25 protein-coding genes are annotated in these 21,295 nt (G+C 49.4%); 6 read left to right on the forward strand and 19 right to left on the reverse strand.

What is annotated here, in order from left to right:
* Window positions 1-222: 222 nt before the first annotated feature.
* The 7 genes from ACO6VE_RS17830 to ACO6VE_RS17860 form a co-directional block, all read right to left on the reverse strand.
* Window positions 223-654 (reverse strand): HAD-IC family P-type ATPase, encoded by a 432-nt coding sequence (locus ACO6VE_RS17830; protein WP_422462646.1) that lies wholly within the window; start codon window positions 652-654, stop codon window positions 223-225.
* Window positions 630-2,291 carry a heavy metal translocating P-type ATPase gene (locus ACO6VE_RS17835; RefSeq protein WP_422462648.1) on the reverse strand — a complete coding sequence of 554 codons (1,662 nt, stop codon included), beginning with the start codon at window positions 2,289-2,291 and terminating at the stop codon, window positions 630-632. The genes ACO6VE_RS17830 and ACO6VE_RS17835 overlap by 25 nt, the downstream gene beginning before the upstream one ends.
* Window positions 2,288-2,587, reverse strand: coding sequence for a YtxH domain-containing protein (locus tag ACO6VE_RS17840; protein ID WP_269672297.1), 300 nt, complete (start codon window positions 2,585-2,587; stop codon window positions 2,288-2,290). Before ACO6VE_RS17840 ends, ACO6VE_RS17835 begins: the two co-directional genes overlap by 4 nt.
* On the reverse strand, window positions 2,574-2,885 hold the full coding sequence (locus ACO6VE_RS17845; RefSeq protein WP_269672296.1) for a hypothetical protein: 312 nt from the start codon (window positions 2,883-2,885) through the stop codon (window positions 2,574-2,576). Before ACO6VE_RS17845 ends, ACO6VE_RS17840 begins: the two co-directional genes overlap by 14 nt.
* A gap of 5 nt (window positions 2,886-2,890) precedes the next feature.
* Window positions 2,891-3,244 carry a hypothetical protein gene (locus tag ACO6VE_RS17850; protein ID WP_422462650.1) on the reverse strand — a complete coding sequence of 118 codons (354 nt, stop codon included), beginning with the start codon at window positions 3,242-3,244 and terminating at the stop codon, window positions 2,891-2,893.
* Window positions 3,244-3,645: a hypothetical protein gene (locus ACO6VE_RS17855; protein WP_422462652.1), complete on the reverse strand. Its 402-nt coding sequence runs from the start codon at window positions 3,643-3,645 to the stop codon at window positions 3,244-3,246. Before ACO6VE_RS17855 ends, ACO6VE_RS17850 begins: the two co-directional genes overlap by 1 nt.
* Window positions 3,646-3,772: 127 nt before the next feature.
* Window positions 3,773-4,108, reverse strand: coding sequence for a hypothetical protein (locus tag ACO6VE_RS17860; RefSeq protein WP_422462654.1), 336 nt, complete (start codon window positions 4,106-4,108; stop codon window positions 3,773-3,775).
* Window positions 4,109-4,249: 141 nt separating this feature from the next.
* Here ACO6VE_RS17860 and ACO6VE_RS17865 point away from each other — a divergent pair, with 141 nt between their 5' ends.
* Entirely contained in the window at window positions 4,250-4,609 is a 360-nt protein-coding gene (locus ACO6VE_RS17865; protein ID WP_422462656.1) for an HMA2 domain-containing protein, read from the forward strand.
* Here ACO6VE_RS17865 and ACO6VE_RS17870 read toward each other — a convergent pair.
* The 6 genes from ACO6VE_RS17870 to ACO6VE_RS17895 all read right to left on the reverse strand — a co-directional run bounded on the left by ACO6VE_RS17870 (window position 4,596) and on the right by ACO6VE_RS17895 (window position 9,553).
* A complete protein-coding gene (locus tag ACO6VE_RS17870; RefSeq protein WP_422462658.1) occupies window positions 4,596-5,018 on the reverse strand; it encodes a hypothetical protein in 423 nt (140 codons plus the stop codon). The two genes, ACO6VE_RS17865 and ACO6VE_RS17870, sit on opposite strands and share 14 nt — an antisense overlap.
* Window positions 5,019-5,101: 83 nt before the next feature.
* A complete protein-coding gene (locus tag ACO6VE_RS17875; RefSeq protein ID WP_422462660.1) occupies window positions 5,102-5,689 on the reverse strand; it encodes a sulfite oxidase heme-binding subunit YedZ in 588 nt (195 codons plus the stop codon).
* 20 nt (window positions 5,690-5,709) lie between these two features.
* Complete coding sequence (gene msrP, locus ACO6VE_RS17880) at window positions 5,710-6,747, reverse strand: protein-methionine-sulfoxide reductase catalytic subunit MsrP (RefSeq protein ID WP_422462662.1); 1,038 nt, start codon at window positions 6,745-6,747, stop codon at window positions 5,710-5,712.
* A gap of 170 nt (window positions 6,748-6,917) precedes the next feature.
* Window positions 6,918-7,745 (reverse strand): CDP-diacylglycerol--serine O-phosphatidyltransferase, encoded by an 828-nt coding sequence (gene pssA / locus ACO6VE_RS17885; RefSeq protein WP_269676741.1) that lies wholly within the window; start codon window positions 7,743-7,745, stop codon window positions 6,918-6,920.
* 82 nt (window positions 7,746-7,827) lie between these two features.
* Window positions 7,828-8,460: a LysR family transcriptional regulator gene (locus ACO6VE_RS17890; RefSeq protein ID WP_422462664.1), complete on the reverse strand. Its 633-nt coding sequence runs from the start codon at window positions 8,458-8,460 to the stop codon at window positions 7,828-7,830.
* Window positions 8,461-8,833: 373 nt separating this feature from the next.
* Entirely contained in the window at window positions 8,834-9,553 is a 720-nt protein-coding gene (locus tag ACO6VE_RS17895; protein WP_422450593.1) for an aspartate/glutamate racemase family protein, read from the reverse strand.
* Between the two features lie 150 nt (window positions 9,554-9,703).
* Between ACO6VE_RS17895 and ACO6VE_RS17900 the strand changes: the two genes are divergently transcribed.
* Together ACO6VE_RS17900 and ACO6VE_RS17905 are read left to right on the forward strand one after the other, a co-directional pair.
* A complete protein-coding gene (locus tag ACO6VE_RS17900) occupies window positions 9,704-9,904 on the forward strand; it encodes a YqaE/Pmp3 family membrane protein (RefSeq protein ID WP_101749129.1) in 201 nt (66 codons plus the stop codon).
* Window positions 9,901-10,554, forward strand: a complete 654-nt coding sequence (locus ACO6VE_RS17905) for a DUF2959 domain-containing protein (RefSeq protein WP_422462666.1) — start codon at window positions 9,901-9,903, stop codon at window positions 10,552-10,554. The genes ACO6VE_RS17900 and ACO6VE_RS17905 overlap by 4 nt, the downstream gene beginning before the upstream one ends.
* Before the next feature lie 86 nt (window positions 10,555-10,640).
* Here ACO6VE_RS17905 and ilvC read toward each other — a convergent pair whose 3' ends face one another.
* Window positions 10,641-11,657 carry a ketol-acid reductoisomerase gene (gene ilvC, locus ACO6VE_RS17910; protein ID WP_101749131.1) on the reverse strand — a complete coding sequence of 339 codons (1,017 nt, stop codon included), beginning with the start codon at window positions 11,655-11,657 and terminating at the stop codon, window positions 10,641-10,643.
* A 194-nt stretch (window positions 11,658-11,851) separates the two neighbouring features.
* On the opposite strand from ilvC, the gene ilvY reads away from it, so the two are divergent.
* A complete protein-coding gene (gene ilvY, locus ACO6VE_RS17915; RefSeq protein ID WP_422450704.1) occupies window positions 11,852-12,736 on the forward strand; it encodes an HTH-type transcriptional activator IlvY in 885 nt (294 codons plus the stop codon).
* A 224-nt stretch (window positions 12,737-12,960) separates the two neighbouring features.
* On the opposite strand, the gene ACO6VE_RS17920 is transcribed toward ilvY, so the two are convergent.
* On the reverse strand, window positions 12,961-13,215 hold the full coding sequence (locus ACO6VE_RS17920; protein WP_422462668.1) for a hypothetical protein: 255 nt from the start codon (window positions 13,213-13,215) through the stop codon (window positions 12,961-12,963).
* Window positions 13,216-13,363: 148 nt separating this feature from the next.
* Entirely contained in the window at window positions 13,364-14,248 is an 885-nt protein-coding gene (locus ACO6VE_RS17925; RefSeq protein WP_422450590.1) for a hypothetical protein, read from the reverse strand.
* A gap of 87 nt (window positions 14,249-14,335) precedes the next feature.
* Here ACO6VE_RS17925 and ACO6VE_RS17930 point away from each other — a divergent pair, with 87 nt between their 5' ends.
* Window positions 14,336-14,530 carry a hypothetical protein gene (locus tag ACO6VE_RS17930; RefSeq protein ID WP_422450589.1) on the forward strand — a complete coding sequence of 65 codons (195 nt, stop codon included), beginning with the start codon at window positions 14,336-14,338 and terminating at the stop codon, window positions 14,528-14,530.
* Between the two features lie 867 nt (window positions 14,531-15,397).
* Entirely contained in the window at window positions 15,398-17,221 is a 1,824-nt protein-coding gene (locus tag ACO6VE_RS17935; RefSeq protein WP_422450588.1) for an ankyrin repeat domain-containing protein, read from the forward strand.
* A 365-nt stretch (window positions 17,222-17,586) separates the two neighbouring features.
* Here the strand turns inward: ACO6VE_RS17935 and ilvN are convergent, their stop codons facing one another.
* From ilvN to ACO6VE_RS17950, 3 genes are all read right to left on the reverse strand, one after another.
* Window positions 17,587-18,078: an acetolactate synthase small subunit gene (gene ilvN / locus ACO6VE_RS17940; RefSeq protein WP_101748023.1), complete on the reverse strand. Its 492-nt coding sequence runs from the start codon at window positions 18,076-18,078 to the stop codon at window positions 17,587-17,589.
* A complete protein-coding gene (locus tag ACO6VE_RS17945; RefSeq protein ID WP_422450587.1) occupies window positions 18,078-19,808 on the reverse strand; it encodes an acetolactate synthase 3 large subunit in 1,731 nt (576 codons plus the stop codon). The genes ilvN and ACO6VE_RS17945 overlap by 1 nt, the downstream gene beginning before the upstream one ends.
* 560 nt (window positions 19,809-20,368) lie before the next feature.
* Window positions 20,369-21,118 carry a hypothetical protein gene (locus ACO6VE_RS17950; RefSeq protein WP_422462669.1) on the reverse strand — a complete coding sequence of 250 codons (750 nt, stop codon included), beginning with the start codon at window positions 21,116-21,118 and terminating at the stop codon, window positions 20,369-20,371.
* Window positions 21,119-21,295 lie beyond the last annotated feature (177 nt).

Consider the following 21,295-nt stretch of genomic DNA (forward strand, 5'->3'; position numbering starts at 1 on the left):
GCATCTTACCGCGCCAGTTTGATTTGTCAACCGGTTGTTTTTCATTCAATCCAAACAACCCATTTTCAAACCGCACTTCCCGGTCAGCGATGATGATTCATTCTGCCGATCCGTGAATGACCGTTTGGGTCAGTCCGTGGAAGTGGGGAGCATTATACGCAATTGAATGACTGTGCCAACCCTCGGTTAGCACGTATATGACATTTCACTATTATACAGGCGTTATCGGGGTCTCTTTAAAGCGACTGAGCGTCCAAGCACTGCCAGCGTTGTACCATTATGCAGTAACGCACTAACTGCCGGACTCAGCCAGCCCATAGCCGCCGCCAGCATGATGCCGCTATTAATATACTCAGCCAGTTTGATATTACTTTGAATGGTCGACATCGCCAGCTGAGCCAGTTGCCGGGTTTCAGCAACGCCATAAAGTTTATCTTTCAACAGAACGACATCAGCAGCCTGTCTTGCCAGTTCAGTACCTTCACACATGGCTATACCAACATCAGCCATCGTCAACGCCGGTGCGTCATTGACACCATCCCCTACAAACATCACTTTTCGACCAGCTGCTTTTAACTGCTCGACAATGGCTGATTTGCTGTCGGGTGTTACCTCTGCATATACCTGGTTCAGCTGTAATTCACCACCCAGCACACCCGGGCTTTGGCAACACGATCACCGGTAATCATGATCAGCTCATGAATACCGAGGTTACGCAGTTCATTCAGTGTCGCAACCGCATCTTCCCGAAGGTGATCCTTTAACCCGATCATGCCAATCAGCTTTTTATCATGAGAAATAAAGATCAGATGCCGCCCCATTTCCTCATACTTGATGATTTCATCTTCATAGGGCGTAAAATCTACGGACTCATGCTCTTCAAGAAAGTGGCGGCTGCCCATCATAAGACAGTAATCGTCCATAGTGCTTTTGAGACCATGAGCTATAACATACTCAACTTCACCATGTTCAATATGTGGTAGATCGTGATGCTTGGCAGCATTGACAATAGCCTTGGATAACGGGTGACTGCTGTGCTCCTCAACGGAAGCTGCAATAGCCAGCAGATCACGGCCTGTGTTGTTATTGCACAGAGGAACAACGTCCGTAACTTCCATATCGCTGTAAGTCAGTGTTCCTGTTTTATCAAATACACAGGTATCCACGGTCACCAGCTTTTCAATAGCACTTCCGCCCTTCAACAAAATGCCATTTTGAGCCGCACGGTACATGATGGATTTGAACGTTACCGGCGTGCTGAGCCTGAGAGCACAGGAATAATCCACCAGGAATACCGAGGCAACCCGATTAATATCCTGAGTGAGGGCAAACACGGCGGCTCCCATGGCCAGGGTAATGTTCACCCGGCGATCGGCCATATCCTGGGTAACCTGCTGAATTTCGCTTTTTTCACTGAGTGATTCATAAATCAGTTGGGCAATCCGGGCTGTGGTCGCCTCACTCCCTACCTTCTCAACCCGGACTGAAACCGTGCCATCGTGGACAGTGGTACCCGCATAAACCAGCGCACCTTCTTCGCGGCGGACAGGCACATTCTCTCCGGTCAACGTCGATTGATTAATAAACGCAGCACCGGATATCACAATACCATCAGCCGGTATTGCTGAGCCCGGCTGCAGTTCAATCAGGTCGCCAACCTGCAATGCGCCTGACTGAACCAACTCCCGGTGACCAGCACCATTGATCCGCCATACCTCACTTTCCTGCGGACGCATCAGATCTGCCAGCAGCTGATCACTGTTACGGCTGGTTTTCTGCTCCATATATTCGCCAAGGCTGATCAGGCTCTGGGTCATCATGGCGGTTTTATAATCACCCCGCCAGAAAGAGAGCCCAATAGCAATGGCATCAAGCACCTCAACGGAAACCCTGCGCTCTGCGAGGTCTGATAAACCTTCCATCAGGGCCGGTGCAATCAGCGCAGCCGTTGACAGCCCACCCCATTTATTGGGGAGTAATGCGGCCACCAGCGTTCCAAGGATATTCAGGGCGATATCACCACGGGTAAACTCATGCTTACTTTCTTCCTGCTCAGCTTCATCCAGATCAAGCTGAGATAAGCGGGCACTGATTATCTTTGCATCCAGCAGCTGTGTATCGTAGTGAACGACGATTGAACAGGCCGCTTCATTAATACGGATATCATGCAGTCCCTGAATACTCAACAACGCTTGCCTGATCCATGCGCCGGTATCCGGGTATTCCTGCAATACGGCGATTTTGAAGCGAATGCGTCCTGGCAAGTGATGCTTAACCTGCAAAACAGTCATTTGTCGCCTTTGTGGAGATTGCGGTAATACTCAAGTTCAGCCTGAGTATCTTCCAGACGCTCTTTCAACTCTTCAACTTCTCCACGAACAGCAGACCAGGCTTTTTCTCCCGTGGTCGCCATACCCTCTCTGAATTTTTTATTCGAGAGCAGATAGGCAACAGCAGCCCCAGCCGCCAGCCCCATAACAAAGTGGGTTTTACTGTTCTGCTGACGGTAAGCTGGCTCTCGACTTACGTCACCTGACTGAGAGTGGCCGTAGGCGTTATAGCCGTAGTAAGGGTTATGACCGGTCATGCTTTTTACTATCCAACAATTGATCCATTAAATAGAGGCCAGCGGTGCCTGCGGCAACCAGAGTCAGCATTGACAGGACCGGGCGGCCTGCCATCTTTTCCGCCGCATAAGTTGTCACGCCACTGACTGCGCCCGCCTGCAGGGCGGCTTTGACCGCCCCCCTGGCCAGCTCATGGGTATCCACGTCGCCCGCCTTATAGGTATTCCAGCGACTGATCACCGATGCTCCGCCACCCACCATGGCACCGGCAATCATGGCCCGGCTGGCGGTGCTGAGTTTCTTGTTTGCATTGCTCATCAGGATCACTCCGGTTGAGCGGGTTTCTCGTTGGCAGAAGCTTCTACCTCAACGATTTCAATCACCGGTTCAACATCTGGCTGCTCTTTTGGCGATTGATGTTTTTTTACCGATGCCTGAAAGCCCTGTTTACCCGCCGCATAGGTATCACGGAAAATTTCACCACCGGTGGTTACATTTTCCCGGACGGAATCAACCGTGTGACTGGCTTTTTCCTTAACAGCAGAACCGCTATTTTTGACCATATTGCCAGCGCCAGTCACCAAATCGACCAGCTTTCCACGCACCTTGTCATTGGTCAGCAAAAATGTGGCTGCGGCACCAATCAGGGCCCCCTGCCAGAAGCGTTTATCATTCATTATCGGACTTCCTCTGAGTTATTGTTTTCAGCTGACTTCGATGCTTCAGCTTCTGCCCCTTTGAGCATACTGCCGGCACTTGCCAGCATTTCCAGCAATTTCCCACGGACATTTTCATTACCCAGCAGCAACGCTGCAGCGGCACCGATCATCGCCCCTTTCCAGAATTCCCGATCATTAATGCCCAGAGTGCCCAGTAACTCTTTAAACATCCCGGCGTCTTCTCCCAGGGCATTCTCCACCATGGCCTGAGCCTGCTCAGCCAGTGGATGAGCGGGTTGAGGCGCATTTTGTGCTGGCATATCGGGCTGGTAGCCAGGCCAGTATGGTGGTGGAGGCATCATGGCCGGATGATGGTAACCCGGGTGTCCATAATAAGATGGAGGTGACGGATAAGGCATATGCCCCATGCACGCGGCATAAGGGTTATAGCCGGGGTGTCCTTAGGCACCGTTGGGCGGCATTCCGTTGGGCGGCATATTGTCATAGTGTCCGAAGGCTGGCTCTTCTGCAGCCTTCTTTGCATCGTTACTCATGGCGACTTTTATCCAGTTCCAAACACCTGGCTATCCGATAACAGGCTTGTTCAGCATCAGCTTCAGACTCACAAAACAGTGCATCAACCCATTGTGGGTTAATAGTCTCTGCATCGTAATCAATCACTACACTATCAGTGGCACTGTTAAGTTTGTAATTCTTGAAAGCGGGGATATCAGAAAGCACCGTTTCGATATCCGCCACCTTAAAACCGACCAGTTTTGTCAAGATACCCAGCTTGTACTTAAGACGAATTCTCCCGGGAAAATGATGGCCGATTGCCACCCAGCGCCTGAGCATCAGGGCTTGTTTGATGTGTTTATGCATGGGCCGGAATATAGCACTAATACAGGGAAAACAAGTCTGAGGTCATTGCACGACTGAAAATATCTATTCTTCTTTTGATTTACATCAACTGTGATGATAGTGTCGCAAATGATAATTATTATCAGTAGCGCTAAAGCACTTATGAATACTTACATTCATCAAACAAATAAAAGAGTTAGAATTCGATCTGATTATATTCGCCAGAATCCTGAAAAGGTCAGCAGGCTTATTACCAAACTTGGCAAGATCAACGCCATACAGCGTGTGACCCATAAACGACATGCAGGCTCAGTGGCCATTCAATTTGATAACAACGAACTGGATAGTAAAAGCCTGCTGGATATTCTGGACAGTAATGGCTGGCTGCAATCGGATGGACGCCCCTCTTTTATTGAAAATGCCGTTGTTTCCGGCACCAAGACCTTTGCCAGAGGTATGGTTGGCCTGGCCTTAACGCGTCTGGTGGGTCCCTCCGTCAGCCGAGTTATTATGAGCCTGTAGCCCCAAACTTTTTAGCGGCACATTTACAGATGCCGCTGGCTTTTGCCGGACATTGTTTACAGGGTGGGCTTTTCAGGGGAATGTGCAGTATGGACTGTTCACGCCGGGGTTTTTCCACTGCCGACTGTAGAGAATCAGAAGAGACGCCGACTGAAGCGAATGGTGCCTCGTTGCCTTCCTGAAACCAGGATATCAATGGATTGCATGGCGCAGCCAGTTCTCTGGCAGCGCTGACGACAGCATCCTGAACAATGGATTTTACCTCAGGTGAGAACACCTGAACCTTTTCTGCAACACCAACACTTTGTCTTCCAGCCAGTGCCTGCAGTTGCATCCATGATCTGGTTTGCAGTTTGGCTGACTTTTTACCGAGTTTTTTTAGTTTTTTTAATGCACTACTCGAACTCATGTTTCAGTCTCCCGATACAGCAGACCGAACACTACCACAATGCAAATAAAAATGAATCTTATTTACAATACATGAAAATATAGCTACCGCTTTCTGCCAAAAGAAAACACCCGGGTCCTCAGCAGCAGCAGGATCGCCAGTAAAGCGCCATAAATGACAGGTTCCGTATAGTCACTTTTAACCAGCCAGAGAAAATGAATAACCGCAAGAACAGCAGCAACGTAGACCAGCCGATGTAATTGGCTCCACTGCCTCCCCAGCCGCTTCATCATTTTTTTTGTTGAAGTCACACCCAGCGCAACCAGAATCGATAGTGAAAAAGCACCGACAATAATATAAGAACGCTTATAAAGGTCTTCTAACAGTGTCTGCCATTCCCAGGACAGCATAAATGCCAGGTAAGCCAATAGATGCAAAGCTGCATAGAATAAGGCGAATAAACCCAGCATCCGCCGGAACCGAATCAGTTTTCCTATACCCGTCAGCCGTCGTGTTGGTGAGATAGCCAGCGATAAGAGCAAAAATATTAATGCCCACTCTCCCAGCCCGTGGGTAAGAGCGCTGGCAGGGTCTGGCCCCAGATTGTTTTCCAGAGCCTTTATGATCAGATCGGCTAATGGAAAAAGGCTGAGAGGAAATACAGCAAGCTTGATGTTGGCAACCCGATCCATAGCCCTATCCTTTTTACAACTCAGTAAAAGCGTGTTAAATCCATGCCCTTGTATAAGTCAGCCACTTCTTCGCCGTAGCCATTAAAAGGCTGAGTCTCAATCCGGTTAGGTGCCAGCAGTGTACTTGGCAACCGTCGTTCATGTTTCTGGCTCCAGCGAGGGTGATCAACCGCAGGGTTTACATTGGCATAGAACCCGTACTCCTGAGGTGCTGAGGTTTCCCAGGTGGTTTTCGGCTGCTGTTCGGTCAGACGAATTTTCACTATGGATTTGATGCTTTTGAAACCATACTTCCAGGGCACCACCAGCCGGAACGGCGCACCATTCTGATTGGGTAAGATATCGCCATATAGCCCGGTCGCCATCAGGGTTAGCGGGTTCATGGCTTCATCGATTCTCAGCCCTTCAACATAAGGCCAGTCCAGGGAGCCAAAGGATGCCTTCTGCCCCGGCATCTGCTCAGGGTCATGCAGTGTGGTGAACTCGACAAAACGGGCTTTGGACGTCGGCTCAAACTGCTTAAGGATATTGGCCAGCGGGATACCAATCCAGGGGATCACCATGGACCAGGCTTCAACACATCGCAGCCGATAGATGCGTTCTTCCATCGTGTGAGGCTTGAGAATATCTTCCAGATGGTATCGACCGGGCCTGGCAACCTCACCTTCCACCACCACTGACCATGGATCGGTTTTCAGAGAATGAGCATTCCTGACCGGATCACCTTTCCCTGTGCCAAACTCGTAAAAGTTATTGTAGGAAGTAACCACTTGATGTGGTGTCAATGCTTCAGTTGTCGTGTAAACGTCAGGATTAAATGCAAGAACCTGCTTTTTTAGCCATTCGGGACCCGGCTGAGAAGGAAGAACATCGTCTTGCGCTTTTTTACTGATGGCTTTGGCTTCGCCTTCCTGGGAGCACCCTGCCAACATCAGCCCCAGCCCGGCCAGGGCAAAACGCCCGGACTGCTGCATAAAACGTCGTCGGTCATGATAGATATGCTCGGGTGTAATTTCACTACTGCCGATATCTGAACGTTTTTTTATTTTCAGTAGCATGATATCTCCTTACCAAACACTGCATTATATTACGGTCATTCTGGCGAGGCGATCACATGAAAGGCCGCATTTCCAAATAATGCCAAGGGATATTGCCGAGCTCAAGCATCCATCTCTCGCAGGTATAAAAAAAGCCAGCAATGCCGGCTTTAAAAAGAAGCTAAGAGAAACTAAACCGTTTGATCACTCTTGTTGTCACCAAGCCGCCAGATCGCAGTAATCGGGCCAGAGCAGGCATAAGCGAGAAAGATCATCAGCAGTGTACGGGGCGGGTCCATAAACACCACGGCAAAGGCCAGAACCATCGCCAGCAGGAACACAAAGTGTACCCGACCTCTCAGATCAATCTTCTTGAAGCTCTGATAACGAATATTGCTGACCATAAGGACACCAGCTCCACCGGTAATCAGCGCACCAAGTATGGCAATGAAGGTGGACTCACCATCCAGGCCAAAGTCACTTAGTGCCCATACCATGCCAATCACTACCGCTGCCGCCGCCGGACTGGCCAGGCCGGTAAAGTAGCGACTGTCGGTGACTTCAATCTGGGCATTAAACCGGGCCAGCCGCAGGGCTGCACAAGCCGCATAGACAAACGCAATCATCCAGCCAAACTTGCCAAGGTCCTGCAACGCCCAGCTGAAAACTACCATGGCCGGGGCAACACCAAAGGTGACCATATCTGCCAGGCTGTCATACTGCTCACCAAACTTGCTCATGGTGTTGGTCATCCTGGCGACACGACCATCCAGACCATCCAGAATCATGGCGACAAATACGGCAATACAGGCCAGGGAAAAATGCCCCGCCTGCGCAGCGATAACGGCGTAAAAACCACAAAACAGGTTGCCGGTGGTGAAAAGGTTGGGTAACAGGTAGATCCCTTTGCGACGAATCGCCTGCCCTTCTTCAATCACCTCTTCTTCGTGCTCGTCTACAGGAAAAAAACCGTCGACGGCATCTTTATTACTCTCCGGCTTTTCCATTTTCTCAGTCATTGGCGCATCTGCTCATCATTACAGAATCAGCGTGAGACTGTATCACGAATACGCTTTTTGAGGGACACCGTCAGATCAAACATTAGGTCAGCAACCACCCCTGCTGACATCGTTTACCAAGTGCCGACCAGAACCGCTCAGCGCCAGCGTGCAGACGAACATCATTTCGGTAAAGCTTGATTTCAATAGAGCCCCAATACTTCTCCCGCTGATCCAGACCGGCAAAGTCCACCAGCTGGCCACTGGCCAGCTCATCAACAATGGCATAACCCGGCAGCCAGGCAATGCCCCCACCTTTGAGAGCCATCACTTTGAGCAGGTTGGTCAGGGACGATTCCATCACCGGCTGGAAACGGGGCAGGTTGTCGATCTTTCTCAGCAGGCCGTTCACCTGACGCCCCATAAAGGCCCCGGGACTGTAACCCAGCAGCGGAATCGACCCGAGCTGACCACTCAGGCGAAAGAGTGGTTGTACGCCGTCGTCCATCTGGCGCAACAGATTGCGCGCCGTGGTATGAAACAGCCGACCTTCGGGGGTCAGTGCCAGGGGTGTTGTGGTGCGGTCGATGAGTTCCACCCCCAGGGCGTGCTCAAGGCTGCGAATGCGACGGCTGAAAGCGGGCTGAGTGACATTACGATGCTGCGCCGCACGGGAAAAATTCCGCAGCTCGGCCAAAGCCAGAAAATCTTCCAGCCATTTAGTTTCCAGATTCATCCTGTTTCAACTTGCTGAATGGTCGGCGGCAAGTCTGACACAAAACAGTGAGCAAGAAATACAGACAGAAGACAGCGACTTAGGGCCTGTTGACGTTTCGTTGCGTGCTCAGCGTATCAGGGCGCTCCTATGACGAGGCGCGGCATTGCAGGAAGGCTGGTTGCCTTTCAAAATGCCGCAACGAAGTCATAGGGGTGCCCTGATACGCCCGAAGGGTGGCTCAGAAAGGCGCCATCTGCTTTGTCAGACTTGCTTGACGTAGAATAACTACGCGCTGCACAAGTCTTTCGCGCATCTGACGCCTTTCTGAGCCACTGAGCACGCAACGAAACGTCAACAGGCCCTAATAAACGCTGCCTTTTTGCTCTGCGGGTTACGCCGCCTGTTTTTCGCCCAGGTAATGATTGTCGTGACCGGAGTAATACCAATCGACACAGGCTCTGGCTAACAGCTCGGTGGCGTCAATGCACCGCTCAGGTTGCTGTTGTGCGATGTTGGCCAGCCCAATGGGAATTTCTGTGCAACCGAGGATAACGGCTTCGGCACCACCAGCAAGCAGGCCATCAAACACCATTTGCATACCCCGTGAGCCTTGTTCCGGGCGACCGGCTTTAATGTCGTAAATCGCAGTCATTAGCTGTTGCTGGGCGAGATCGTCCGGCACTTGGTACTCTCCACCCAAAGCACCGATACGCTGTTTATAAATCTCCGCTGCCACGGTGGCGTTGGTTGCCATCAGGCCCACATTGGTGATGCCGCGCCGGACAAGCTCCTGACACACAACATCGATAATGCTGATCATTTTTACCGTGCTGTGCGCTTGCAGGGCACCAAACCAGTAATGCGCAGTATTGCAGGGAATCACGATGCACGTTGCACCAGCGTTTTCCAGCCGCTTTAAGCCCTGCAACAAGGATGGCAGAGGGTCTTTGCCGCCCTGCAAAATGCAGGCACTGCGATCAGGTATTTGCGGTACGTTATGTACCAGCATCGGCAAATGCTCCTGATCGCTGTTCGCCAGACTCAGGGCAATCACTTTCTGCATAAAATCCACGGTAGCCAGCGGCCCCATTCCCCCAAGGATACCCAGCATTGCTATGCTCCCAACCATAACGGGTTATTGAGCACAGTGTTTGCCAAACCACCATGGGTTGTGAAATGCTGAAAATGGCCGGTTTATGCCGAAAAAGCATTGTGATACAAAATCGGGCCATAGTTATATTAGTGAACAGGTTGACAGGTTATGCGCTATTTTCTGGCCATTATTTTACCGCCGCTGGCTGTACTACTCTGCGGTAAGCCATTTCAAGTGATCTTGAATATTATCCTTACCTTATGTGCCTGGTTGCCGGGTGTTATCCATGCGTTGTTTGTGGTGAATAGCCATTTGGCCGACAAACGCAACAAAGAACTGATCGACGCCATTGAGAAGAATCACCGATGAAAATTGCAACACTGAAGACAGCCATCCTGTTCGTAGCGACGCTCCTGCTGGCCGGTTGCCAGAGCACTTATTACAGCGCCATGGAAAAAGTAGGCATCCATAAGCGCGATATTATGGTGGATCGCATTGAAGATACCCAAACTGCACAGGAGCAGGCACAGGTGCAATTCCAAAGTGCACTGGAGCAATTCCAGAGTGTTATCAACTTTGAGGGTGGCGACCTGGAAGCCGCCTACAATGACCTGAACTCAGAATACCAGGACAGCCTGGCCGCTGCAGAGCGAGTAAGAGACCGCATTGCCAGTGTCCAGAATGTGTCTGATGTGCTGTTTGACGAATGGGAAGACGAACTCAATCTCTACAAGAGCGATAGTCTGCGCAGAGCCAGTGCCCAGAAGCTGAAAGACACCCGACGTCAGTATCAGCGTATGATGGTCAGTCTGGAAAAATCTGAACAACGGATGCAGCCGGTGCTGGATGCCTTTCAGGATCAGGTGCTTTATCTAAAGCATAACCTGAATGCCCGGGCCATCAGTGCATTGAAAGGGGAGTTCAACACCATCAAGGCGGATATTGATCGCCTGATCAGTGATATGCAGGTTTCCATTGACCAGTCACGGCAGTTTATTCAAGCGCTCAAGCAGCCCTGATTTTCGGCTCTTTATCTTCAACGAAAAACAGGATATTTCTTGCGAAATATCCTGTTTTTTCAAACGGCAACTCTAACTACCCAGTCTTAGTTTTTCTCTTTATCAACCAGCTTGTTCGCGGTGATCCAGGGCATCATTTCCCGCAGTTGGGCACCCACTTTCTCAATCGGGTGGGCCGCATTATTGCGACGATAGGCAGTCATTGATGGATAATTCAGAGCACCTTCAGAGATAAACTTCTTGGCATACTCACCGTTCTGAATATCTTTCAGCGCTTCACGCATTGCCTTGCGGGACTCGTCGTTGATCACCCGTGGGCCGGTCACATACTCACCGTACTCCGCATTGTTGGAGATGGAGTAGTTCATATTGGCGATACCGCCTTCGTACATCAGGTCAACAATCAGCTTGAGTTCGTGGAGACACTCAAAGTAAGCCATTTCCGGTGCGTAGCCCGCTTCCGTCAGGGTTTCAAAACCGGCCTTGACCAGCTCAACAGCACCACCACAAAGCACGGCCTGTTCACCAAAAAGGTCGGTTTCCGTTTCATCTTTAAACGTCGTTTCGATGATACCGGTACGACCACCGCCGACACCTGACGCGTAGGAGAGCGCAACGTCTTTGGCCTGGCCGGAAGCGTCCTGGAAAATAGCAATCAGGTCTGGGATGCCGCCGCCTTTAACGAACTCTGAGCGCACAGTATGGCCCGGTGCCTTGGGGGCAATCATGATGACATCAAGATCAGCACGAGGTACTACCTGGTTGTAGTGGATGGCGAAACCATGGGCAAAAGCCAGGGTCGCTCCCTGCTTCAGGTTCGGTTCAATCACCTCCCGGTAAAGCTGGGACTGGAACTCGTCCGGTGTCAGAATCATAACCACATCAGCCTGAGCGACAGCCTGAGGTACTTCTGCCACCAGGAGACCCGCTGCTTCCGCCTTGGCCCAGGAAGAAGAGCCCTTACGCAGGCCAACCGTTACTTCAACACCAGAGTCTTTCAGGTTATTAGCGTGGGCATGACCCTGGGAGCCATAGCCAATGATAGAGACTTTTTTGCCACGGATAATGGAGAGGTCACAGTCTTTATCGTAATAAACTTTCATCGAATAACTCCTGAAAGAAAACACCAGTCCGGTGGATTTAGGCTTGTTATTTACACAGCGGCTTCCCACAGTCACCGCTCTCCCAACGTGGGGTACACCATAACCGATAGGTGATTCTGCGTATAGTTGCATTTAGTGATATATTTGCAACTTAAAATTGCAAAATATGAAATAACCCTGATTTCCCTATGGCTATAGACCTTCGCCCTCTGAAACAGTTCCTCGCACTGGCAGAATCCCTGCATTTCAACAGGGCCAGCCTTATTTGCCATGTCAGCCCGTCAACCCTGAGTCGCAACATCAAGCAGCTGGAAGATCAGCTGGGGGTGACACTGTTTGAAAGGAACAATCGAAGTGTCTCGCTCACACCAAAAGGCAAACGATTTCAGGCTTATGCCCGTGAAGCGCTCTCGCAATGGGACATAATTCATCATGAACTGGTGGCTGGTGCCGGGGAACTTCACGGTTCATTGAGCGTGTATTGCTCAGTCACCGCCAGTTATAGCTTTCTCTATGAGATTCTCAGCCAGTTTCGACCAAGATACCCGGGCATTGAAATCAAACTGCACACCGGTGATCCTGAGCCAGCGATTCAACGGGTATTAACCGAACAGGAAGACCTGGCCATTGCCGCCAGGCCTGACAACCTTCCTGCCGGACTGGCATTTCAGCAAATAGCCGTTTCACCGCTACGGTTTATTGCCCCTGTTGAATCCCGGCTGGCAGAAACCCTTAACGCCAAATCCCTGCTGGTTGATGACTTTGAAGGCATTCCCATGATTTTGCAGGAACAGGGAATAGCAAGGCAAAGACTGGATGCCTGGTTTCAGGCTAATGGCAGACACCCACAAATCTATGCCCAGGTGGCTGGCAATGAGGCCATTGTCAGTATGGTCAGCCTTGGTTTTGGTGTTGGTGTGGTTCCTGAGATTGTCTTGAATAACAGCCCGCTGGCTGGAAAGGTTCAGGTATTAACAGTCAGTCCGGAACTTAGGCCTTATCAAGTGGGGCTGTGTGTACTGGAAAAAAAGTTAAAGAATCCACTGATTGCCGCATTCTGGCAGCAGCTATCCGAGTAAACGGGCTTGCACGTCACTGAATGAGTTGTTTTTTATAAAGGTAGAACGGCTGTATTTGGAAAATCCAAAAACAGGGGATGTTGCTGTGCAAGGGTGACTGGATTCTGGTTGTAGACGGAAGAGTTCTTCCATGCAGACCGTCTACGTTTGATGAACATTACGAACAGGCTGAGTCTTTGCGTAAGGCGCACTGATTCCCTTGATGCTGTTCGTTAGGTGACGTGTTACTTGCTGGCAAGGTGGTTAACGATTTGAATGAGCAACTCTTCGGTTTTGTCGAAACGGCGATCAATCGCATCCAAACGGTGATCAACCGCGTCGAAACGGCGATCAACCGCATCCAAACGGCGATCAACCTCTTTGAACTTCTCACGTTGTTCATTGAGGATCAGGGATACAACTCCATGAGTTGCTTCAAGGATTTTGTTGTTTTCCTGGAACGCATAGTCGAGAGCGTTTACCTTGGCTTCCAGTGACATAGGTACTGCCTGTTTTTATTGAATGAGCCATGAACATAGCAGACTTTGAGGGATGGCACAGAGACACCTGACAATGTACTTATACGAACTCGTTTCGCATCAGCAACATATCCATTTGTGAAGCCATATTTGATTGCTACTTCTATCCTTAATGATGCCGTTCCGATGCACCAGAGCCGGGTGAGGGATCCTCCAGTTTAATCGTTATATGCAGGGAGTCATTTTGCACAATTTCAGGATTGCTCAGATCATTCAGCGCCAGGAATTTAGAAAAACCCCATCCGCTATTTACCCGCTTTTGCGGTTTTTGGAAGCCTGGCTTCTCCTCAGAGGCAAACATTCCCCCTGCACGTTTGGCAGGGTCATTTTGATCAATCAGAGACACCGAGATCATCTTATTCATTGGCCAGCGAATCTGCTCATCGTATTGACCTTTCCACACAGCAATATAGACCCCGAGATAACCTCTTGCACTGGCTTGTTCATAAGAAGAAAGTTGTCCGGACACACAGTAGCGGTCTGTTGTATAGACTGCAGGACAATAATGACTCTGATCTTTCCTTGTTGCGGCATCTGCCAGCCATGACTGGACCCCATCTATTCGCCATAAAAAAACGTCAACACATCTACCTGTATTATCAGACGACTCCATGGGAGACAAACTTCCAGCCGTTACGTAAGATCGCTGCAGGTTAGTCAGGTATCTTTGCTCGGCGGCTAAACTCTCGACAGCTGATTGCCGGGCACTTCGGAAAACAAAACTATTGAACTGTCGCTCCATGTTACCAGTGCGTTCCTCCAATCGATCAAGCCGCGTTCGCAATCTGTCGATGTTCCGATTCGCATTGCCTAAGCAGAGAACGGCTCTCGTCAATAATGGCAGCAGGTTCTCTGCATCTCGTTTCAATACCTGAAGCGTTCCTTGATCCAGTGCTTCATATTTCTGAGTCAGAGATTGTATCCTCGCACTTTGTTTTTTCTCTGAATTCATGAGTTGTGCTTGCAGCTCTTTTAGCTGCTTACCCTGCATCATTAATTTGGTGCTGTCGGGAATTCCATCACATTCATCCAGGTGAGATTTGACCTCCCGGTAAGGGCCTTTCCAGGTGCAGGCCGATTCATGGCAAGGTTCAAATGTGGTAGCAGAAGGGCATGGTATCTCTGTGTGCCCGAAACTGCGGGTTTCGGCAATGTCATCCACGACATCGGAGCCGTCAAGTGGACATTTGGGCATTTGAGTCAGGGTTCCAGGGCTGGAGGTCAACTGACAATCCCGGCACAAAAGATGCCCTTCTCCCAGACACTGCGCTATTGATGTTATCAAATGGTTTTCACCGCTGCATTGTATTTTTTTCGAAGGAAGACCCATTGAAAAACAAACGTTTCGATGAGAAAAAGTGGCCGTTTGGGATTTTTTCGGAACATCGGCAGGATCACTGGTATTAGCAGTGGCAATTGAAGCCTGGGCTGAAATCGGTGTCATTATGATTTCCTCTTTAACTGCCCTGGAATGTTTGACGACTGTTTTCAATATCACCCGATGACTTACAGCATGGGCAGTCTAGATCTTATCTGAGGTAGATCAAGTGTCTATTCAACATCCTGGCATAGCCCGATGATTGAGCTCACATATCTATTTTCAATCCTTGCAGTGGAATAATTCTTAACCTCCTATAGTATAAATTCTCGTGGTACCTATTGGGACATTCAGTTATGCAGTTATAACTATTTCAAGACTTCAAGATCTTCTTAATGCTATTCCGTTAAATAATTATCAACACAAAAGTAGTGAAATACTCGTATTAACGCTTTTTCAGCCAGTAACGGAAATTGCGTTGGAGATACATTTATGATTAGTAATAATTCTACATTTCAACCTCAATTCACCAATGAACGGCTAAAACAAGAAGAAATAATTTAACGAGAAAAAGGTACCCGGAATATTGCTGATGGCCATGCCAGCCTGGAAACCCACAATATAAAAAAATCTTTCAGAATGATATTTGTGTAAGTAGCTAACCAGGTAAATAAACCTGAAAACACCCTGGAAAAATGATTATCCTTTTCTACAGAGAAACTGAACTAATAGCTTATAGACCAATCTAACCACTCAGGCAGTTTTAAATCTGATTAATTAATTTGTCAATCATCTGTAACGTATTGAGGCTTTAGTATTTTAGTAATGAATAATGTCTATCACTGTAACCCGATACCAACTACTGCTGCCCCGTTGGTCTCTCAACCAGAAGATGTGGAAACTGAAAAATGCGCTATCTGCCTTGAAAACCCGGGTAACAGTGGTATTGTTGCGACGTTTCCCTGTACCCATATCTATCACAGTTGGTGCATTGATCAGTGGCTTACAGACTCAAAACATGCCGATTTCGGCTGTCCACTCTGTAAACGGAAAATTGCCCATTGTTTGTACTCTGAGAAGACGCCACTCCACGTGGCAGCTGCCAGAGGCCGGTCTGATTTTGTCGAGGGCTTGCTTGAACAGGGTGCAAACGCCACTGCCATCACCAAAGGCGGGATAACTGCCCTGCACTGCGCGGCTAGCAAAGGTGATGTAGCGACGATCAAGTGTCTTGTTAACCACGGTGCCGACATCAATGCCCTCACTCCCCCCAGGCACGGTGATACTCCCCTCCACCTTGCGATGTTAAATAGTCATGAAGCGGCCATAATTGCCCTTATTGACAGTGGCGCTGGCATTAATCACCTCGTCCCGGATGAAAGATGCCCACTTCACTTTGCAGCTGCAAAAGGTTTCCTTAATGTCATTAAGATTTTGCTTGACAAAGGCGCTGATATCACTGCCGGTAGCAGGACCCCCCTCCATTTTGCGGTAGAACATGGGCAACATGATTCCATTCGGCTATTGCTTGACAGGGGCGCTAATATTGATGCCCAAGCCTCATGGTTGCCAAAAGTGTTTAGGGTTGAAACGACAATACACCATTTTTTTAACATAGGAAGAATGAGGGAGAGAACCGATAAATCCACAGTAAGATACGGTGAAAGGGAATTCCACCGGAAACAGTACAAAAAAACACCACTTCACATTGCTATTGAGACCGGTCAGGTTGAGACCGTTGATCTTCTGCTGACCGCTGGCGCAGCCACCAATGTACTTATTGGCCGTGGCGAGACGCTATGGAGCTGGATAAACAGAGTAAACAAACTGACTACACCCATCATCAGGTCGTTAGCCAGTGCCCTGTGCCGCTCTGAGGCACCTTGTGACGATATGCGTGCCGGGTTGCTCAGTGAACTGATTAAAATCAATGACTGGAATTTATTCGACCAATTGCTAGCCAGAACTCCGGGGGCTGACATTAACACGCTTCATTATCCAGGCTCTTGTAAATCAGCCTTTCACGAGGTGATTATGGAGGGACAAAAAGACAAAATCCAGGCCATGATAACCCGGAGTGCTGACGTTAATACCCTTTACCATTCTGGATGGACGCCCCTGCACTGTGCAGTCTTCAGTCACCACGCACATGACGCCATTGAGGTACTGATTGCCTGTAAAGTTGACGTCAATGCCAAAAACAGCCGGGGACAAACACCTCTGCATCTTGCGGCTAAATCTGGTAAGTCAAAGGTTATTGATCAACTGATTGGCCATGGTGCTTTCGTCAATGCTACCACCAGCAGAGTGGATGTCACACCAGATGCGCTGGCAAAGGATGTTGGCATGATGACCCCCCTCCATTATGCGGCCATTGAAGGTCATTCAAATGCAGTTCAGCGCCTGATTGACCAAGGTGCCTCCACCAAAGACAGAGCCCAGAACGGAAAGACCGCCCTTGAACTTTCAGAAACTGTTCTAACGATAGCTCGAGAGAGCTTAGCGGTAGGCCGCACCCTTCATGCTATGTTCCCCTTTGGCAATCCGGGACCAGTCTTGAATAACAAAATAGCAGAAATCAAAACCTACTCAGGCATCGTCAATCTTCTGAAGGTTCAGACATCAGTAAATCTATCTGAGGACCTTTGATGTTGTTATTCAATCGGGGGCAAAATAATACCAATTCCACCTTCTAAATATGATAACGAGCAAGTCATTTTGGACCGCTGGGCAAGGCGGAATGACGAGTAATAGCAGGGCTATTGCGAGGAATTCCAACGAAGATCCAGCGGTTCAAAATGGCTGCGCAGTTCATATTTAGAAGGTGGAGTTGGTATAAGCAGCAGCAAGAGGAATAAAAGGCATGGCATCCTGACAACAACATGATGCTGGAAGTATTAGAAAGCAATCTTCCAAATAACTGAAATCCGGCTAAGCCAAAACTCCCCCATCAAGGGGCTTTGAATAATTTACCCCGAAGTCGGACTCCGGGGTAAAAGATTAACAGTCAGCGCTTAAAGAGATAACACTTTTTCCCCACGGGAAATACCGGTCACCCCACTTCGCACAACTTCCAGCACCTGTGCCTGACCAATGGCTTCAATAAAGGCATCCAGCTTTTCACCGGTTCCGGTCAGCTGGATGGTGTAGACAGAGCTGGTCACATCGACGATCTGACCACGGAAAATATCCGCTGTCCGTTTTACCTCAGCACGCAGTGGCCCACCGGCACGCACCTTGATCAGCATCATCTCCCGCTCAATATGAGCACCTTCGGTCAGGTCCACCAGTTTTACCACATCCACCAGCTTGTTCAGCTGTTTGGTAATCTGCTCAACGACCTGGGGATTGCCCTCCGTGGTCAGCGTCAGGCGGGACAGTGTCTTGTCCTCCGTTGGTGCAACATTCAATGTTTCAATGTTGTAATTACGCTGGGAGAAAAGCCCGACAATACGCGACAGTGCACCGGGTTCGTTCTCAACCAGGACAGAGATAATCCGTTTCATCAGGTCCTCTCCGTTTTGCTGAGCCACATATCGGCCATATTGCCGTCCTTGATCTGCATGGGGTAAACATGCTCACTGGTATCCACCTGGATATCCATAAAGACCAGTCGGTCTTTCAGCGAGAACGCTTCCTCCATGGCCGACGTCAGCCTGGCCGGATCGGTAATTCTCATGCCCACATGCCCGTAGGACTCCGCCAGTTTGACAAAGTCTGGCAGTGAATCCATGTAAGAATGGGAATAACGACTGTCATACTGCATATCTTGCCACTGTCGTACCATGCCCAGTGCCTGATTGTTCAGGTTGATGATTTTCACATTCAAATCATATTGCAGACAGGTAGAGAGCTCCTGAATATTCATCTGAATACTGCCCTCACCGGTGACACAGGCCACATGGCTGTCCGGGAATGACAGTTTTATTCCCATCGCGGCAGGCAGACCAAAGCCCATGGTTCCCAGGCCTCCGGAGTTAATCCAGCGGTTGGGCTTATCAAATGGATAATACTGGGCAGCAAACATCTGGTGCTGACCAACATCGGACGTGATGTAGGTGTCTTCACCCCGGGTTACTTCATACAGTGTTTCTATAACCTGCTGAGGCTTGAGAATAGTGCCGTCACCCTTGTCGTAAGGGAACAGGCCACCACGACCTTCACGCCATTCATTGATCTGACGCCACCAGCTATCGAGCGCTTCCTGACCAATACGGGTATCGGTCTCTTTTATCTGACGGATCATGGTGTCCAGTACCGCATCCACTGGCCCGACAATCGGCACATCCGCCGGTATATTCTTGGAGATACTGGCCGGATCAATATCAATATGAATGATCCTGGCATCCGGGCAGAACTTTGATGTGTTATTGGTCACCCGGTCATCAAAACGGACGCCCACTGCCAGAATCAGGTCCGCATTGTGCATCGCCTGGTTCGCGCAGTAACTGCCATGCATACCGAGCATACCGACAAACTGATGGTCCGAACCAGGGTAGGCACCCAGGCCCATCAGAGTATTCGTCACCGGTACATTCAATGTTTTCGCCAGCGCTGTGAGTTGTTCAGACGCCTTGCCCAAAATAACACCGCCACCGGCATAGATAATGGTTTTTTTAGCCTCTGCCAGCAGTTCAACCGCTTTGCGAATCTGGCCATTGTGACCTTTAACCGGTGGGTTATAGGAACGCAGCCGTACCTTTTGCGGGTAACTGTATTGGTACTTTTTGCCCGGGTCAGTAATATCCTTGGGGATATCAACCACAACAGGCCCCGGGCGACCGGTCTGTGCCAGATGGAAGGCTTTCTTGATGACCTCTGGAATATCTTCAGCCCGCTTGACCAGGAAGCTGTGTTTTACGATGGGTCTGGAAATACCCACCATATCCACTTCCTGAAACATATCACTGCCAATAAAGGCAGACGGCACCTGACCGGAAAGCACCACCATGGGGATCGAGTCCATGTAGGCAGTGGCAATACCGGTAATGGTATTCGTTGCCCCCGGACCAGAGGTTACCAGGGCCACACCCGGCTTGCCGGTTGCTCTTGCGTAACCGTCTGCCATATGGGTGGCAGCCTGTTCATGACGTACCAGGATATGGGTAATCGCCTTCTGCCGGAAAATAGCGTCATAGACGTGCAGCAGAGCCCCCCCCGGGTACCCGTATATATACTCGACTCCCTCATCTGCCAGTGATCGGACCACCATGTCCGCGCCGGATAATAGCTCCACTTGCTAACCCTCGGCTTTATTTGGAATGAATTTTTATATCGCCCCGAATTGCTGGCGCTATTAACATCTTCTGCCGCTGAATATCCCGACTCAATGCCAACAGTCCCTGAAACAGAGCGTGTTAGAAATTGGCGAACACGAAAAGGCATCTCTTAACGATCAGCCTTCACCAACAAGTGCAGCTCCGGGCTGCATGAGACTCACAATTCTGGCTTGCAGAAATGCTACATTCCTGTGCGGGTAGGAGCAGTGCACCAACAAATGATCTCAGCACAAGATCGAGAAGTCGGTACACTAAGGAACACTCTTATCTGAGCCGCAGATTAAGCGGCATCAAATTGTCGCATAATTCCCAACGCAGCTTCTTGGGCGGCTTCAGGAGGTGCCATTTTTGACTTTCAGCAGCCATCCGTCAATACAAATACGGATTTTGCCTCGATGAACACGAATTTTTTTGTCACAGAAAGACGATAAATGACTAATGCAATAATGGAGAGTACGAGGTTATCGACGATTCCCGTCGTCGGGAGGAGCTCCTGTATCCATAGTCGTGCAGGTTTTTACCTTGTTTCTGAGTCACCAGGGTTTGACCGGTAAGGCTTTAGAAAATCGCTTAATATTGATAATTTTTCATCGTTGTCACTGCTGCTGCATTCTACGATTTCAGATAGCCTGCTGAGGGTATCGCAGTGATGCCTGGCAATCCTGTCAGATATATATTTCTGAACATTGACACTTAAGTCAGCTGGCTCAAAAGGTGACCCGTGTTGTTTGGATATCAGAACATACCTGTCATCCACCAGAGTCTGTGGAACGGTGGCACCGAAGAAACCCGAAGGATGCCAGCGGTTGCCATCCGAATACTCGAATATCATGTCATCAACATCGCGATCAAGGTCAGAACTGGACATCAAGTGGTTAAGTATCCACTCATTCACTTTTGGATTTGCAACAAAATAGATCTGCCTCTGGAGCTCGCAATCGTCGTCGCGCTTGTGACAAGTATCTGAGGAATCAACCATACTGCACATCTTCACAGCACTGGACAACTCTTCTTCAGAAAACCCATCCTGACGCATAAGGTTTTGTGCATATTCAGTGAATTGAACGCTTTTTACCCCATCAGCAGCGCTTCTGCTGGCATGGTAAACAATACACTTTGCATCGTCTGATAACTGCCGTTTAACTTGCTGGCTTATGTCATCGCTCAGTTTTATGTGTGCAGGTAATGAAGCCTCCCTGGGCCATAAAGTACTGGTTGTCGGAACCGTATCTCTGATGTGATTTTGCTCACGTAATTGAGACTGCACTGCTGCAACTGGCACTTGATAGACAGCTCTTGGTCCAACGGTAGCCGGGGAAACAGGGTGAGAATTACCGTCATTAGCAGGGAAACTGACGTCCGGTGTAAAAGGCCCAGTCAGATCAGCGAGATTCATAGACGTTAAACTCTCGGGGTTGCACGGGAATTACTGACTCAGACAGCC

It is taken from the genome of Endozoicomonas sp. ALB115, assembly GCF_049310245.1.
Taxonomy (GTDB): Bacteria; Pseudomonadota; Gammaproteobacteria; order Pseudomonadales; family Endozoicomonadaceae; genus Endozoicomonas.

Excerpts from the sequence above, each read along its gene's own strand:
- ACO6VE_RS17835 (WP_422462648.1), bottom strand. The coding sequence starts at position 2,291 with ATGACTGTTTTGCAGGTTAAGCATCACTTGCCAGGACGCATTCGCTTC.
- ACO6VE_RS17840 (WP_269672297.1), bottom strand. The coding sequence starts at position 2,587 with ATGACCGGTCATAACCCTTACTACGGCTATAACGCCTACGGCCACTCT.
- ACO6VE_RS17845 (WP_269672296.1), bottom strand. The coding sequence starts at position 2,885 with ATGAGCAATGCAAACAAGAAACTCAGCACCGCCAGCCGGGCCATGATT.
- ACO6VE_RS17850 (WP_422462650.1), bottom strand. The coding sequence starts at position 3,244 with ATGAATGATAAACGCTTCTGGCAGGGGGCCCTGATTGGTGCCGCAGCC.
- ACO6VE_RS17855 (WP_422462652.1), bottom strand. The coding sequence starts at position 3,645 with ATGCCTTATCCGTCACCTCCATCTTATTATGGACACCCGGGTTACCAT.
- ACO6VE_RS17860 (WP_422462654.1), bottom strand. The coding sequence starts at position 4,108 with ATGCATAAACACATCAAACAAGCCCTGATGCTCAGGCGCTGGGTGGCA.
- ACO6VE_RS17865 (WP_422462656.1), top strand. The coding sequence starts at position 4,250 with ATGAATACTTACATTCATCAAACAAATAAAAGAGTTAGAATTCGATCT.
- ACO6VE_RS17870 (WP_422462658.1), bottom strand. The coding sequence starts at position 5,018 with ATGAGTTCGAGTAGTGCATTAAAAAAACTAAAAAAACTCGGTAAAAAG.
- ACO6VE_RS17875 (WP_422462660.1), bottom strand. The coding sequence starts at position 5,689 with ATGGATCGGGTTGCCAACATCAAGCTTGCTGTATTTCCTCTCAGCCTT.
- msrP (WP_422462662.1), bottom strand. The coding sequence starts at position 6,747 with ATGCTACTGAAAATAAAAAAACGTTCAGATATCGGCAGTAGTGAAATT.
- pssA (WP_269676741.1), bottom strand. The coding sequence starts at position 7,745 with ATGACTGAGAAAATGGAAAAGCCGGAGAGTAATAAAGATGCCGTCGAC.
- ACO6VE_RS17890 (WP_422462664.1), bottom strand. The coding sequence starts at position 8,460 with ATGAATCTGGAAACTAAATGGCTGGAAGATTTTCTGGCTTTGGCCGAG.
- ACO6VE_RS17895 (WP_422450593.1), bottom strand. The coding sequence starts at position 9,553 with ATGCTGGGTATCCTTGGGGGAATGGGGCCGCTGGCTACCGTGGATTTT.
- ACO6VE_RS17900 (WP_101749129.1), top strand. The coding sequence starts at position 9,704 with ATGCGCTATTTTCTGGCCATTATTTTACCGCCGCTGGCTGTACTACTC.
- ACO6VE_RS17905 (WP_422462666.1), top strand. The coding sequence starts at position 9,901 with ATGAAAATTGCAACACTGAAGACAGCCATCCTGTTCGTAGCGACGCTC.
- ilvC (WP_101749131.1), bottom strand. The coding sequence starts at position 11,657 with ATGAAAGTTTATTACGATAAAGACTGTGACCTCTCCATTATCCGTGGC.
- ACO6VE_RS17920 (WP_422462668.1), bottom strand. The coding sequence starts at position 13,215 with ATGTCACTGGAAGCCAAGGTAAACGCTCTCGACTATGCGTTCCAGGAA.
- ACO6VE_RS17925 (WP_422450590.1), bottom strand. The coding sequence starts at position 14,248 with ATGATGCAGGGTAAGCAGCTAAAAGAGCTGCAAGCACAACTCATGAAT.
- ACO6VE_RS17930 (WP_422450589.1), top strand. The coding sequence starts at position 14,336 with ATGGCAAGGTTCAAATGTGGTAGCAGAAGGGCATGGTATCTCTGTGTG.
- ACO6VE_RS17935 (WP_422450588.1), top strand. The coding sequence starts at position 15,398 with ATGAATAATGTCTATCACTGTAACCCGATACCAACTACTGCTGCCCCG.
- ilvN (WP_101748023.1), bottom strand. The coding sequence starts at position 18,078 with ATGAAACGGATTATCTCTGTCCTGGTTGAGAACGAACCCGGTGCACTG.